Consider the following 14,303-nt stretch of genomic DNA (forward strand, 5'->3'; position numbering starts at 1 on the left):
CTCACCGGGGGCCTTTCGCGTTACGACCAGCTCGTGCCCGTCAGGCGCTCGTACGCCTCGATGTACTTGGCGCGGGTGCGGTCCACGACCTCCTGCGGAAGCGGCGGCGGAGGCTGCTCGCTCTTGCGGTCCCAGCCGGACTCCGCCGAGGTCAGCCAGTCGCGCACGAACTGCTTGTCGTACGACGGCTGCGCGTGCCCCGGCTCCCACTGGTCGGCCGGCCAGAAGCGGGAGGAGTCCGGGGTGAGGACCTCGTCCGCGATGACGAGGGTCTGCCCGTCGAAGCCGAACTCGAACTTGGTGTCCGCGAGGATGATCCCGCGGTCCCGTGCGATGTCCCGGCCCCGCGAGTACACGGCGAGGGTCGCCTGGCGCAGCTGGGCGGCGGTGTCCGCGCCGACCTGGCGGGCGACCTCCTCGTAGGAGACGTTCTCGTCGTGCTCGCCCACGGCGGCCTTGGTGGCCGGGGTGAAGATCGGGGCGGGCAGCTCGCTGCCGTCGGTGAGTCCCTCGGGGAGGGCGAGGCCGCAGACCGTGCGGGACTCGTTGTACTCCAGCAGGCCCGAGCCGGTGAGGTAGCCGCGGGCGACGGCCTCCACGGGGACCATCTGGAGCGACGTGCAGACCAGAGTGCGGCCGGCCCAGTCGGCGGGGGCGCCTTCCGGTACGTCCGTGCTCAGGACGTGGTTCGGCAGCAGGTCCGCGATCTGGTCGAACCACCACAGTGACAGCTGGGTGAGGACGCGGCCCTTGTCGGGGATCTCGGTCGGCAGCACCCAGTCGAAGGCGGAGATACGGTCACTGGCGACCATCACGAGGTCGCCCGCCTCGTTCTGGTACAGCTCGCGCACCTTGCCGGTGTGCAGGTGCACCAGGCCCGGAACCTGGAGCGGCTCGGGCTTTTCTACGAATCCGGACACGGTTCCTCCCCGTGGGTATGTCCAACGGGTCGATTGTCCCGCACAAGCGGCTGACCTTGGACTTGGGGTGTGCTGCGAAAGTTCTGCGTGAGCTCAGTCACGCTTGCAGATCCGGTCCAGGAGGTTGGCGGTGGCGCGCTGGACACGGGTGTCGACGTGGCCCGGGCGGTCCAGTGCCGGGGACCAGGCGAAGGTGCCGGCGGCGAAGACCAGGGCGCCGGAGGGGGCGCGGTAGAGGGACGTCTCCTGGTGGCGGAGGGTGCCCTCGCTGTCGGCGTAGGGCGAGTGGGCGAGCAGGATGCGGTCGTCGTGCTCGGGGAGCGGGGCACGCGGGAAGTAGCGGTCGGCCTCGCCCGCGACCAGACCGGCGAGTTCGTCGCCCTCCTGGGCGCCGGTCGCCTCCCACAGCCAGTGCTCGGCGTTGCGGACGATCAGGGGGTGGGGCTCGGGCACCCTTCCCGCGTACTGGATGCCGACCAGCTGCTGTTCGGGGCGGTCGACTTCGCGCCAGAGCGCCGGTTTCCCCGGCCCCCTGCGTTTTCGGCAGGTGAGCAGGCGGTCGGGGACGCCGGACGGTGAGGGGCCCAACTCGACCTGCCAGTACATGGTGTTGGCGGACAGGAACACCAGGGAGGTGCCGCTGTCCCGGGCGCGCTCGACCGTGCGGCGCATGGCCGTCGACCAGTACTCGTCGTGGCCGGGGAAGACCAGGCCCCGGTAACGGGTGGGGTCGAGGTGACCGGCGTGCAGGTCGCGGGCGTCGGCGTAGGCGAGGTCGTAGCCGTAGCGCTCGGCGAAGCGGATGAAGTCGTAGGCGTGGCCCACGTGCATCGGCAGGCCCGCGCCCGCGTACGGCCGGTCGAAGGAGACCGTGGTCGCGGCGTCGGCCTCGCCGAGGAGCCGGCCCTGTTCGTCCCAGGCGTGGTAGAGGCTGGCGCCGGTGCGGCCGTCCTCCGGGTAGAGGTTGTACGCCTGCCAGGTCACGTCGGGCAGCAGGAGCAGTAAGTCCGCCGGGTGGTTGTCGCGGACCGTGAAGGGGATGTGGGAGCGGTAGCCGTCGGCGGTGGTGAGGACGGCGACATACGCCCCGATGCTCCAGTACGACGGGATCTGCAGCCGCCAGGACAGCCACCAGTGGTGGCAGGAGACCGTGCGGTCCGCGGTCAGCGGCGGGGACTGGACGATGCCGGAGAGGCGGGGGCTGGTGGTGATCTTCGCCGCGCCGTCACCGCCGTAGTGGCCGATGCGGTAGATGTCGACGCCGAACTCCTGCGGCGGGTCGACGGTGATGTGGAAGTCGACGGCCTCGCCGGGGGCGACCGCGCCGGTCGAGGTGAAGCCCTTGATCTGACGGCGGACGTCGTCGGCGGAGCGGGGGCCGCCGCCCGGCGCTGTGCGGGGGGCGGGGACGCGCGGGGTGCCCTGCTTCGGGGCGTGCGCCGGGTCCGTCTCGACGTACCAGGGGACCACCTGACCGGTGTCGTCGAAGTACGTCTCACTGCCGCGCAGCCAGGGGACGGGGCCCAGCCCGAAGGGGTCCGTCACGGCGTGCGCGAGTGCTCCCGACTCCCAGCGGCGGATGTGCTCCGGTCCTGGCCGTGGCCCTGGCCCCATGGTCGCTCCCCTCCCTCGTGCCCCCGTCGTTCGTCCTGCGCGGTGTGTGGTGCGGTGTGCGGTGCGGTGTCTCTGCTGTCCGTCTGCTGTGCGCGCGGGTCGTGCGCCTGTCCTATGGCACTCGCCCTTGCCATGTGCGCGATCGATCCCAGCACATCACATTCTGCGCTCAGGCTGTCACTACTCGTTGCTAATTGGCCGAAAGTGGAAGCGGGTATTCCGTCTCTGTCAGACGAGTCAGACGAGGCGGACCGGCTTCTCGGGGCGTATCCCCGACTTGACCAGCCAGGCGCGCAGAGGGGCCGGGTCGCCGTCCTCCACGAGGCTCAGGACGCGCGGGGCGAGGTCTGCCGCGCGTTCGCCGTTGATCAGGAGGGACGGGCCGTCGAGCCAGTCCAGGCCCGGGGTGGCGCCGGCGGTGTCGATCGCGGCGCAGCAGACCATCGCGGTGACGTGGTCGGTGAGGAGTTCCCGGGCGCTGCGAGGGGGCTGGAGCGGGAAGAGGGGCAGGGCGGTGTCGTCCCAGGGGGTGGCGTCCGGAGCGGTGCGGGAGTGGGGGGCGGCGGCTTCCTCACGGGCGAGCTCGGCGGTGAGCGCTGCGGCGAGGGTCTCGGCTTCGCCTTCGCCTTCTCTGCTTCCGGTTGCGGGTGCGGATGTGGTGCCGCTTTGGTCGTCGGGTGCGGGACCGGTGCCGCTTTCGTCATCCGGTGCGGGACCGGTGCCGCTTTCGTCATCCGGTGCGGGTTCCCGCGGGGCGGTCGCGCCGTCGGCGACTGCGGGGGCGGCGTGCGGCGGGGCTGGTGCGTTCCGGGTGACTGCGGGTTCTTCGGGCGAGGGCGGTTCGCTCTGTGCGGTCGCGCGGTCGTCCGGTGGGGGCGGGGGGTCGTCCGGCGGAGACGGTACGGGGTGGGCGGGGGCCGTGTCCGGCAGGGGCGGCGCGGGATCGGTGGTCGATCGCGCCTGCGGCGGAGTGGGCTCGTGCTGTACCGCCTCGCGGTCGGCCGCCGCGGCCGGTGCAGGGTCCGTAGCCGTGTCGTCGGGGGGCGGAGTCGGGACGAGGTCTGCGGAGGCGGAGGCCGAGGCGGGGGCCGAGGCCTGCGGGTGGGTGGGTGGCGTGTGGGTGGGCTGGTCGACGGCTGCGGGGGGTGACGTCGGGTCGGCGGCCGTGGGATGTGACACCGGGTCGGCGGACCCGTCGAGGGCCGAGGACAGTGACGCCGGACCGGCAGACGCGTCGGCGACCGGGGATGGTGACGTCGGATCGGCGGGTCGGTCGGCGGCCGTGGGCGGTGCAGCCACACCGTCAGGCCCGTCGGCGACCGTGGACTGTGACGTCGGATCGGGCGTCGGGTCGGCGGGTCGCTCGGCGGCCGCGGGGTGTGACATCGGGTCGGCGGACCCGTCGAGGGCCGGGGGCGGTGACGCCGGATCGGCAGACTCGTCAGCGACCGTGGACTGTGACACCGGATCGGACGCCCGGTCGGCGGCCGCGGAGTGTGAAGCCGCACCGGCAGGTCGGTGGGTGGCCTTGGGCGATGAGATCGGGTCGGCGGGCCTGTCGACGGCCGTGGGCTGTGGGGTGGGAACGGGTGGCCTGGGGGAGGACAGGCGGGTCAGGACTCGGGAGAGGGTGGGGGCGTCGGATTCCGGCGGGGTGGCTCCGGGGGTGCGGCGCACGCCCTGGGCGTCGAGGACTCGGTGGAGGCGGGCCGCGTCGAGGCGCCACTTCCGGTCCACGACCTCTTCCGGGTACTCCTGCCAGTCCACCGGGGACCAGTCCGGGCCGGTCTCCGCGGGGCCGCCGTGGAACAGTCGGGCGGCGAGGAGGGAGGCGGCCTCGTCGATCGCGCCGGGCTCCTCGAGCAGGTCGCACGCGGGGCGCTCACCCAGGCGGGAGGCGAAGCCCTCGGCCAGGCGGTCGCGGCGGGACAGCTCGGTGAGGGCGGCCACCACACCCGCGTCCAGACGGGAGGGCCAACGGCCCATCCGCCAGGCGGGGAGCGCGACCCGGGTCAGCAGCCGGTCCCAGCCCGCGTACGCCAGGCCCACCTGCTCCTGGGCCACGATCCTGAGACCGTAGTCCACAGCCTGTGCGCGCTCGGAGGCCGCGGCGGCGACCCCGCGCTCCATCTGGGTCGCGTGCTCCCGGCAGCTGCGCAGCAGGAGACGGGCCACCCAGGCCACGCCCGCGCACACCACGCGGGTGAGCGGGCAGCGGCCTGGGACGGACCCGATGGCCACGGCCGCGTCCAGACCCCGTACGAAACGGCGGGCCGCCGCTATGTCGGGGTGGGCCGAGGGGCCCGTACCGGCGACGACCGGGGCCAGGACCGCGCGCAGTTCGCCGACGCGCATCCACCACAGGAACGGCGAGCCGATGACCAGCACCGGTGCGGCCGGGACACCGCGGTGGGAGCCGCGGACACCCGCGATCTCGTCGTCCCGGCCCTCCTGCGGGGGCGGGCCGTGGGCAGGGTGGGTGCGGTCCTCCAGCCAGCTGTCGCAGTCCGGGGTGAGCGCTATGGCGGAGGGGGCGGGCACGTCCAGCCGATCGGCGAGGTCGCGCACCATGCGGTACAGGTCGGGCGCGGACTCCTCGGCGATCGCGACGGTCGGACTGACGGCGGGGCGGGCGCGGGCGACGACCAGGGCTACCGCCCCGGCGGCGAGCAGCACCACGGCTCCCAGCACGCTCATGACCAGCCGGGCGGTGTCCCAGAACCCGCCCACGAGATGGTCGGTGGAACCTCCGGCGAGCAGCACCACGGCCACCGCCGCGGGCAGCAGCGCCACGGCCAGCGCACGGCTGCGGATCCGCAGCACGGCGAGGGCCCGGGAGCGCGCGGCCTGCGCGCCCGCCTCCACACCGATACCGGTCATGACCGGACCTCACCCCCTTGCTGCGTTCCTGGATGCCCAGCTGTCCTGGCGTTGCTCACTCCCCCACTGTGGCACCCGCCACTGACACCGCAATGCCGGTGGGCCAAGTGCCGGACCGCTTGCGCCGCACCCTAGTTGGGCTCCGGGCCCCCGTCAGCCGTATGCGGCCCCGGTCACTCGATGGAATGGCTTTGGGGAAAGGTGGATGACGTACAGCAAAGATCAGGCCCCGGATCCTTAGACGGATCCGGGGCCGATCGGGTTGTTCGGGGGCGGGGATTTCGCCCGGTTTTCAGACTTCTCGGGCTTCAGACTTCTCGGGCCTCGGACGCCGCCTTCGCCGCGATGTCCGTCCGGTGCTGGGAACCGTCGAGCCGGATACGGCCCACGGCCCGGTACGCGCGCTCGCGGGCCTCGGTGAGGTCCTTGCCGGACGCCGTGACCGACAGGACGCGGCCGCCGGCGCTGACGACGGCGTCGCCGTCCCGCCTGGTGCCGGCGTGCAGGACGTACGCGTGCGGGGCGTCCTGCGCGGCCACCTCGTCGAGGCCGGTGATCGGGTCGCCGGTGCGCGGGGTGGCGGGGTAGTTGTGCGAGGCGACGACCACGGTGACCGCGGCGTCCTCGCTCCAGCGCAGCGGCGGCAGGTCCTCGAGGTGGCCGCTCGCGGCGGCGAGCAGGACACCGGCCAGCGGGGTCTTGAGGCGGGCCAGGACGACCTGGGTCTCGGGGTCGCCGAAGCGGGCGTTGAACTCGATGACCCGCACGCCCCGGGACGTGATCGCGAGACCGGCGTACAGCAGACCGGAGAAGGGGGTGCCGCGGCGGCGCATCTCGTCGACCGTCGGCTGCAGAACCGTCTGCATGACCTCGTCGACCAGCTTCGGGTCGGCCCAGGGCAGCGGGGAGTACGCGCCCATGCCGCCGGTGTTCGGGCCCTCGTCGCCGTCGAGTGCGCGCTTGAAGTCCTGGGCGGGCTGGAGCGGGAGGACGGTGTCGCCGTCGGTGATGGCGAAGAGGGAGACCTCGGGGCCGTCGAGGAACTCCTCGATGACGACCCGCTCACAGGCGTTCGCGTGGGCCGTCGCCACCTCGATGTCGCTGGTGACGACCACGCCCTTGCCCGCGGCGAGACCGTCGTCCTTCACCACGTACGGGGCGCCGAAGGCGTCGAGGGCCTCGGCGACCTCCTCGGGGGTCGTGCAGACGTAGGAGCGGGCGGTCGGTACTCCGGCCGCGGCCATGACGTCCTTGGCGAAGGCCTTGGAGCCCTCGAGCTGCGCGGCCTCCCCGGACGGGCCGAAGACGGGAATGCCCACCTCGCGCACGGCGTCGGCGACCCCCGCGACCAGCGGGGCCTCCGGGCCTACGACGACCAGGTCGGCGCCGAGTCGCTGCGCGAGCGCGGTCACCGCCTCGCCGTCGAGGGCGTCGACCGGGTGCAGCTCGGCGACCTCGGCGATTCCGGCGTTGCCGGGTGCGCAGTGCAGTGCGCTGACGTCGGGGTCGAGGGACAGGGAGCGGCACAGGGCGTGTTCGCGGGCGCCGTTACCGATGACGAGGACCTTCACGGGGTCAGCCTAACGGGGTTTTTGTGGGGGCTTCCTACTGGGTGGAGCCAGCGGAGTCGTAGGTTCCTCCAGGAGCCGGGGTCCTACTCGTTCGTGATCTCCTCCACCACTGTCGCCCCGAGCTCCCGCACGATCAGTTCGCGGCCCGAGAGAGCCGACTCGTTGAGGTCGGGGTCGTCGTCCTCGGGGATGTCGTCCTCGATGGAGACCGGCGGGGGTTCCGGCGCGGACCGCTGCGGGGCGGGGGCCTGTGAGGGGGCGGGCGTCGGCCTGGACTGGCTCGCCGGCGCGGATGCCGACTGAGGGGACGGCGGGGCCTGAGGGGCCGGGGCGCCGTAGCCTCCCGTGTTTCCGGTGCCGTAGCCGCCCGCGTTGCCGCCTCCGCCGTAGCCACCGCCACCGCCGTTGAAGCCGCCGGATGCCGGGGGGGCCGCGCCGCCGCCCGACGGGTCGACGACGGCCTCGATCTTCCACTGGACGCTGAACTGTTCGGAGAGTGCCTGGCGCAGCACCTCCTCGCTGCCGCTGCTCGCGAAGTTGTCCCGGGCGCCGGCGTTGACGAAGCCGAGCTGGAGGGTGGTGCCGTCGAAGCCGGCCACCTGGGCGTTCTGGCTGAGCAGGATCCAGGTGAAGCGGCGACGGTTCTTGACCGCTTCCAGGATGTTGGGCCAGAGCTGGCGGGGGTCGAGCCCACCGGTCGGCGGCGCGTAGGCGGCCGGGCCGGGTGCCGAGGCCGCGGGTGCGGCCTGGGCCGGTGCCGGGGCTGACGCGGGTCGGTGCGCTGCGGGCGTCTGCGACTGGCCGCCGCCCGCAGGGGTCGCGGTGGGCCAGCCACCGGGGCGCCGGCCGCCACCGGCGGGTGCGGCGGTGGGCCAGGCGCCGGGAGCCGGGGCCGGAGCGGACGCAGCGGGGCCCGTGGGGGCCGTAGGGGACGGCGGCTGGTGGGTCGGGTGGGGCTGGTCCGGGTGGGGCTGGTCCGGGTGGGCGGCAGGGGATGAGCCGGCGGGTGGACCGGCCGGAGCACCCGGAACCTGGCCCGCGGGAGAACCGTGCGCCGGACCGGCGGACGGGCCCGAGGGCGGACCGGCGGGGGCCGCCGGAGCGGCGGTGGCGTCCGGGGCCGGGGACGCCGAGTCGGCCGTAGCGCCGGGGTATCCGCCCGGGCCACCTGCTCCACCGGGCACCCCGGCCGGGATGCCGCCACCCTGCGCGCCACCGCCGGGGAGGCTTCCCCCCTGGATGCCGCTGCCAGGCCCCGGGCCGGCGGGCGGTGCACCCGCGCCCGAAGCCCGGACCGCGGCCCGGGCCGCGGCAGGACCGCCGCCGGGCGGAACCGGAGCCGAAGGCGTCGGCGGTACGGCGACCGCCGAGGGGCCCGGGGCGGCTCCCCTGTGCGCCTCCGGCCCGGGCACGTACCCCATCGCGGGGGCGCCGCCACCGGCCGAGAAGTGCACGCCCCGTTCGATGCGGTCGAGGCGGGCCATGACCGAGCGCTCGTCCCCGTAGGCGGCGGGAAGCAGCACGCGCGCGCAGATGAGTTCCAGCTGGAGGCGGGGCGAGTGGGCGCCGCGCATCTCGGTCAGGCCTTCGTTGACGAGGTCGGCGGCGCGGCTGAGCTCGGCGGCGCCGAAGGTGCCGGCCTGGGCCTGCATGCGCTCGATGACGTCGGCGGGGGCGTCGATCAGCCCCTTCTCGGCGGCGTCGGGAACGGCGGCCAGGATGACCAGGTCCCGCAGTCGCTCCAGCAGGTCGGCGACGAAACGGCGCGGGTCGTTGCCGCCCTCGATGACGCGGTCGACGACCTCGAAGGCGGCGGCGCCGTCACCGGTGGCGAAGGCCTCGACGACGGAGTCGAGAAGGGAACCGTCGGTGTACCCGAGGAGGGAGGTCGCCATGGCATACGTCACACCCTCCTCCCGCGCTCCGGCGAGGAGCTGGTCCATGACGGACATGGAGTCACGCACGGAGCCCTGGCCGGCCCGCACGACGAGCGGCAGGACGCCGTCCTCGACGGGGATGTTCTCCTTGCCGCACACCTCGCCGAGGTACTCCCGCAGGGTGCCGGGCGGTACGAGCCGGAAGGGGTAGTGATGGGTCCGCGACCGGATCGTCCCGATGACCTTCTCGGGTTCGGTGGTGGCGAAGATGAACTTGAGGTGCTCCGGGGGCTCCTCGACGACCTTCAGCAGCGCGTTGAACCCGGCCGACGTGACCATGTGGGCCTCGTCGATGATGTAGATCTTGTACCGGCTGCCCGCCGGGCCGAAGAAGGCCTTCTCACGCAGCTCACGGGCGTCGTCCACGCCACCGTGGGAGGCGGCGTCGATCTCGATGACGTCGATGGACCCCGGGCCGTTCCTGGCCAGGTCCTGACAGGACTGGCACTCGCCGCAGGGCGTGGGCGTGGGCCCCTGCGCGCAGTTCAGGCACCTGGCGAGGATGCGCGCGCTGGTCGTCTTGCCGCATCCCCGCGGACCGCTGAACAGGTACGCGTGATTGACCCGGTTGTTCCGCAGCGCCTGCTGCAGCGGGTCGGTGACATGCTCCTGCCCGATGACCTCGGCGAACGACTCCGGGCGATAGCGGCGGTACAACGCGAGAGACGACACGCATACGAGGTTATAGGCGCCCACTGACAACCCGACCCCGCGCGGGCCCCCCGTCCGGGAACGCGAACGCCCCCCACGCACCCGCCAGAGCCAACCTACCCTTGCTGCCTTCCGGCCCTGGGGGAGTTCAGTCAGATAGCGCCGCGTGAGGGGCTGCCCAAACAGTACCCGATGGCGGGGGGTGGGAACGAGTTCGCGAGCACTCCTCAACGTCTTGTATTGTTTGCCGCGGAGGATTCGCCTAGAGGCCTAGGGCGCACGCTTGGAAAGCGTGTTGGGGGCAACCCCTCACGAGTTCGAATCTCGTATCCTCCGCCAGTGCCTCACCGGGCACGATGTCGAAGGGCCCCGCTGTTCGCAGCGGGGCCCTTCGTCGTTGTCCGTCTCAGTTTCCGTCTCAGTTGGGCTTCGGCGGCTCCCAGAGAGCGTCGCCGACTTGTTGAGCCACCTTCCGCAGCAGCGTTCCCGTGACGTGCATGTAGCGGGCGCGCATGCGTGCCGCTCCCCCGGGCTCCCATCCCATGATCGCGTCGACCACGACGTCCGGGACGCCGAGGATCAGGAGGACGGTGGCGGCGGTGTGGCGAGCGTCATGGAGACGGCCGTCTCGTACGCCCGCGTCTCGCAGGAGCTTCTTCCAGGTGTGGAAGTCAGTGTTCGGGCTGAGGGGGCCGCCGGTCGAAGAGGCGAAGACGTATCCCTTGTCCTGCCAGTCGGCTCCGGCCTCGATCCGCTCCTTGTCCTGCTGCTCCTGGTGCTGACGGAGGAGCTTGATCAGCGGGTCGGGGAGGCCGATGGTGCGGCGTCCGGCGCGGGACTTGGTGGACTTGTGCTCGCGGCGGGTCTGCTGCTTCTGGGGGCAGTAGCCAGCTTTACGGCCGCACGGGGTGTCTCCGCAGCCGTGGGCGTACTTGGGGCGGAGACGGTTCTTGCGGATGCGGACGTAGCCCGTGTCCAGGTCAACGTCTTCCCAGTGGAGCCCGAGCGCTTCCCCTTGGCGAAGGCCGAGCGCCAGGGCGACGACCCACCTCGTGCTGTTGCGGAGCTTGGCGGCCTCGACGAGGAGGCTCTGAACCTCCTCGATGGTGAATGGCTCGATGTCCTCTTCTTCGAGACGCGGAGCCTTGGCGATCTCGGCCACGTTGGTCGCGACGTGACCGCGTCGCTTGGCTTCACCGAGGGCGACCCTGATCGTCCGGTGAGCGTGGTGGGCGGTGCCGGCGGAGCTCCCGGCTTTCTGCATCTTCCCGTAGAAGCGCTCCAGGTGCTCAGGCTCCAGCTTGTCGAGCTTGTGAGCACCCAGGCCGGGGACGAGGTGTACGCGTACGTCGACCTCGTAGCCGTCGTACGTGTTCTCGGAGACGTACGGCTTGGCGATGTTCTCGACCCAGTGCTCAAGCCAGGCTTGCAGGGTCCAGCTCTGGCCCGGCTTCCTGAGCTTCTTGTCGTCTCTCGCCCGCTCCATTTCGCGGACGGCCTTGGTCACCTCGGCCTTGGTCTTGCGCTCGATGTGGCGGCGGTCCGGCTTGCCGTCGTCGCGAACGCCGACTGTCACTCGGCCGTGCCACTTACCGTCTTTGCCGAGGTAGATGGAGGAGGCGCCATTGGGCTGTCGGGTGCGTGTCTTCTTCTCTGCCATGTCGTCCCCCTCAGGCCGCTTGGGCGGGTCGGTGGCGGAGCTTGGTGACGTAGGCGGGCACGGCGTCGGCGGGGACTCGGCGGAGTCTTCCGACTGTGATCGACTCGATCTCTCCGGCGAGGACGAGGCGGAAGCATGTCGTACGGCCGATGCGGAGGCGCCGGGCCGCTTCCTCGACGGTCAGGAGGGCCAAGGAGGGGTCGGGCTGCTCGGGCCTGCTGGCGGGGACTCGGGGCTCAGCCACGAGTTGGTTCTCCTTCCGTTCCGGGGGCGGGTTCAAGGGATGCGGACAGCCAGGCTTCGGTGTCGGAGAGGCCGGTTCCGGCGAAGACCCAGTGGGCGAGGACGTATGTCGTCTCCGGCTGAGGGTTGGTGGCTTCTGCGGCTTGGGCGCGGCGGTATTCGGCGCGGGCGTTGCGGAGGGCGCCGAGGGTGGTGGAGTAGCGGCGGGATTTGGTGGAGAAGTGGCCGCGGAAGCCGAGCATGTGGGCCCAGGCGCGTAGGCGGAGGTGTTCGAGATCTTTGCGGGCGCCGAGGGTCCAGGCGGTTCGGATGAGTTGGCGGGCGTGGTCGCTGATGTCGAGTTGGGCGAGTTCGGCGACGAACTTCAGCGGGCGGTCGAGGGCGCCTGTCGCGGTTTCGGCGCCCTTGGTGGCGTACTTGGCGATGTAGGCGGCGACGGCTCGTTCGGTCAGCTCCTGGCCGTCGTTGAAGTCGGCGGATCGGATGGTGCGGACGTCGAGTTGGCGGCCGAAGGTGAAGGTGTGGGTGCGGCTGTCGATGACCGGGCCGTCGACACGGACCTTGGTCGTGGCGGCCTGGATTGCGTCGGTGAGCAGTTCAGCGGTTGCCCAGTTGGGGGGTGACGTGTCTCCCCCGCCGGGGCCGTCGAGGCGTATGACCGCGTGAAAGTGGACGGCACCGCGCTTTTGGTACTCGGCGACCTTTGCGAAGGAGACGCGGGCGTGGTCGCGGAGACGGCGTTGCGAGAGCCCTGCGCGCTTGGCGACCTCCCGGCGGAGGTAGATCGAGAACCGGCGCCAGAGAGCTCCCGCGTGGGCGTTCCAGAGCACGGCGGCTTCGTAGTCGTAGGTGTTCGGGTTGAGCGGGGTGCCGAGGGCTTCGTCGTCCTGGTCGTGGTGGAGGCCGCAGCGGCAGGGGCGGCCGTCGGTGCGGCGGTTGTGGACCGGGCCGAAGCTGGGGGCGGTGAAGGTGGCGAACACGCGGGGGTGGGCGCCGACCTGTTCGGGGGTTCCCTTGCCTCCGCGTAGTCCGGAGCTGATCAGGTGGAAGGTGTCGCGGCGGTAGACCTCGGCGCAGGCCTCGCATCGGGTGGTGCGACGGTTGTTGCAGCGGACGAGGAGTTGGCCGGCGGGGAGGCTGGTCGAGTCGAGGTGCTGGAGGACGCGGCCGATCTCGCCGGTGGTGGTGTCGAGGTCGTATTCGGTGCGGTGGCCGTCGAGGCGGATGGGGTGGGCGCAGCCGCCGAGGGTGGAGAGCTGGCGGAGGATACCGGGGAGCGTTCCCTGGGCGGCCAGGTTCGCGAGTTCCGGCACGGGGGCCGGGTTGGTGCGGGTGAAGATGGCGTTTCTCCTTCTGGCTTGCTCGGTCGGGAGGAACAGGCCCCGGGGCGGCGTAATGCTTGGTCGTGTGCCGCCGCCCCGGAGGCCGGGCGGGATCTAACGGCGGTGCTGGTCGCGGAGCATGGAGCGCAGGACCACGGCGGCCACGGCGACGGAGATGGCCGTGACGGCGACGGCGGCCAGGAGCGCAGTGAGGACGACTCCGCCGACGACCAGGGCGACGACCGTCTTCTGATCGATGGACACCGAGGGCAGCGAGCGGCGTGCGGGTGCCGGGTCGGTCGTCGTGGTGTGGGTGTGTGCGGGCGGCGGGGTCGGGTTGTCGGGGTACTTGGGCAGGAACACGGCGGGTCCTTTCTCATCTACTCGTCTAGGTATGTGAGCCGTTTATGACGGTGACGCCGGAGCGTGTGCCGGATTCGATCGCGGGGGCGAGGAAGGTGTGGGAGAGCCAGAAGCCGAAGAGGGCGATGAGGACGACGATCCAGGTGCGGACGCCGAGGAACTTGACCGCTCCCCAGGCAAAGAAGCCGAGGACGACGACGAGCGGCAGGCTGACAGTCACGGGTGGTGGGTCCTTTCAGCGGACGGGGCAGCGGTGGGTACGGGCGGCCAGTTCGGCGGCGGCACGGCTGTCGTAGTCGGCCGAGAAGCCGCATCGCGGGGCGGTGCAGGCGGCGGTGTGCTTCTCCCGGCCCCGGCCGTCGTAGGCGGTGGCGACCTGGACGGGGCCTATACGGGTGACGTTGCGGAAGCGGCGGTTGGCGGTCATGTGCTTGCTCTCCCTTCAGAGTTGGGCGGCGATGGCTTCGGCCAGGGGTGCAGGTACGCCGAGGCGGGCGCGGAGGGTTGGGATGTCGATCCGGGTTCCGTTGCGGGTGTGGTGTTCGGCGGCGACCTTGCGGGCGTGGTCGACCAGGGCGACCGGGACCGGGACGGGCGGGGGCGGCGTGGTCGATTCGGTGGTGGGTTGGACAGGCGGGTCGGATGTGGCTTCGGGCTCGTCCTCCTGGTCCTCGATGAGTTCCGCGCCGTTCTCGTCGGTGGCCGCTTTGGGCGCTGAGTGGGCGAGGAGGGTTCCGCCGAGGAAGGCGACCGCGGGCCAGCCCGCGACGAGGATGCGCAGCCAGGCCGGCACGTTGGTCATGTCGAGGAGTCCGGCGGTGGCGACGTTGGCGCCGAGGGAGGCGGTGAGGGCGATGACGAACCAGCACCAGGCCGCCGCTTTGGCCGTACCGGAGCGCAGTCGACGCCATGCGGCGACGAGCAGCAGGTCAACGCTGATCGGGTAGGCCCACGCCTTCCATCCGTCCTGTCCGGTCGCCATGGCGATGTCGTGGATGTGGGCGAAGGACAGTGCGGCGGCGATGAGCGCCTGGACCAACACGGCGTCGACACGGGCCAGATGGGCGCGCACGGTCCGGCTCCTTTCGGTTTCAGGCATGCAGGGGTAGGGACATGGCGCGAGGCGGTCACGCCGACCGGGT

The 14,303-nt window shown here is 72.0% G+C and carries 12 protein-coding genes, 1 tRNA gene and 1 other RNA gene; 1 reads left to right on the forward strand and 13 read right to left on the reverse strand.

Features of this window, described 5'->3' with window-relative positions; all coding sequences use genetic code 11:
* Nucleotides 1-20: 20 nt before the first annotated feature.
* The 6 genes from ABZT02_RS38265 to ffs form a co-directional block, all read right to left on the reverse strand.
* Nucleotides 21-920 carry a phosphoribosylaminoimidazolesuccinocarboxamide synthase gene (locus ABZT02_RS38265; RefSeq protein ID WP_356026252.1) on the reverse strand — a complete coding sequence of 300 codons (900 nt, stop codon included), beginning with the start codon at nt 918-920 and terminating at the stop codon, nt 21-23.
* Nucleotides 921-1,013: 93 nt separating this feature from the next.
* Complete coding sequence (locus ABZT02_RS38270) at nt 1,014-2,534, reverse strand: N,N-dimethylformamidase beta subunit family domain-containing protein (RefSeq protein WP_356026254.1); 1,521 nt, start codon at nt 2,532-2,534, stop codon at nt 1,014-1,016.
* A gap of 237 nt (nt 2,535-2,771) precedes the next feature.
* Nucleotides 2,772-5,414, reverse strand: coding sequence for a hypothetical protein (locus ABZT02_RS38275; RefSeq protein WP_356026257.1), 2,643 nt, complete (start codon nt 5,412-5,414; stop codon nt 2,772-2,774).
* Nucleotides 5,415-5,722: 308 nt separating this feature from the next.
* A complete protein-coding gene (gene purD / locus ABZT02_RS38280; RefSeq protein WP_356026259.1) occupies nt 5,723-6,985 on the reverse strand; it encodes a phosphoribosylamine--glycine ligase in 1,263 nt (420 codons plus the stop codon).
* 83 nt (nt 6,986-7,068) lie between these two features.
* Nucleotides 7,069-9,594, reverse strand: coding sequence for a DNA polymerase III subunit gamma and tau (locus ABZT02_RS38285; protein WP_356026261.1), 2,526 nt, complete (start codon nt 9,592-9,594; stop codon nt 7,069-7,071).
* A 59-nt stretch (nt 9,595-9,653) separates the two neighbouring features.
* An RNA gene (gene ffs / locus ABZT02_RS38290) (signal recognition particle sRNA small type) lies at nt 9,654-9,752 on the reverse strand.
* Nucleotides 9,753-9,824: 72 nt separating this feature from the next.
* Between ffs and ABZT02_RS38295 the strand changes: the two genes are divergently transcribed.
* Nucleotides 9,825-9,912 (forward strand) — tRNA-Ser (locus ABZT02_RS38295).
* Nucleotides 9,913-9,991: 79 nt separating this feature from the next.
* Here ABZT02_RS38295 and ABZT02_RS38300 read toward each other — a convergent pair.
* The 7 genes from ABZT02_RS38300 to ABZT02_RS38330 all read right to left on the reverse strand — a co-directional run bounded on the left by ABZT02_RS38300 (nt 9,992) and on the right by ABZT02_RS38330 (nt 14,233).
* Entirely contained in the window at nt 9,992-11,233 is a 1,242-nt protein-coding gene (locus tag ABZT02_RS38300; protein ID WP_356026264.1) for a tyrosine-type recombinase/integrase, read from the reverse strand.
* Nucleotides 11,234-11,243: 10 nt separating this feature from the next.
* Nucleotides 11,244-11,477 carry an excisionase family DNA-binding protein gene (locus tag ABZT02_RS38305; protein WP_356026267.1) on the reverse strand — a complete coding sequence of 78 codons (234 nt, stop codon included), beginning with the start codon at nt 11,475-11,477 and terminating at the stop codon, nt 11,244-11,246.
* Nucleotides 11,470-12,789 carry a replication initiator gene (locus ABZT02_RS38310; RefSeq protein ID WP_356026269.1) on the reverse strand — a complete coding sequence of 440 codons (1,320 nt, stop codon included), beginning with the start codon at nt 12,787-12,789 and terminating at the stop codon, nt 11,470-11,472. Before ABZT02_RS38310 ends, ABZT02_RS38305 begins: the two co-directional genes overlap by 8 nt.
* 123 nt (nt 12,790-12,912) lie before the next feature.
* Nucleotides 12,913-13,161, reverse strand: a complete 249-nt coding sequence (locus ABZT02_RS38315; RefSeq protein ID WP_356026271.1) for a SpdD protein — start codon at nt 13,159-13,161, stop codon at nt 12,913-12,915.
* Nucleotides 13,162-13,186: 25 nt separating this feature from the next.
* Nucleotides 13,187-13,381: a hypothetical protein gene (locus ABZT02_RS38320; RefSeq protein ID WP_329441665.1), complete on the reverse strand. Its 195-nt coding sequence runs from the start codon at nt 13,379-13,381 to the stop codon at nt 13,187-13,189.
* A 15-nt stretch (nt 13,382-13,396) separates the two neighbouring features.
* The gene (locus ABZT02_RS38325) at nt 13,397-13,588 is read right to left on the reverse strand and encodes a mobile element transfer protein (protein WP_356026274.1); all 192 of its coding nucleotides are present in this window, start codon (nt 13,586-13,588) and stop codon (nt 13,397-13,399) included.
* Nucleotides 13,589-13,603: 15 nt separating this feature from the next.
* Nucleotides 13,604-14,233, reverse strand: a complete 630-nt coding sequence (locus tag ABZT02_RS38330) for a DUF2637 domain-containing protein (RefSeq protein WP_356026276.1) — start codon at nt 14,231-14,233, stop codon at nt 13,604-13,606.
* Nucleotides 14,234-14,303: the final 70 nt, after the last annotated feature.

The sequence above is a fragment of the Streptomyces sp. NPDC005402 genome, from assembly GCF_040606575.1.
GTDB lineage: Bacteria > Actinomycetota > Actinomycetes > Streptomycetales > Streptomycetaceae > Streptomyces.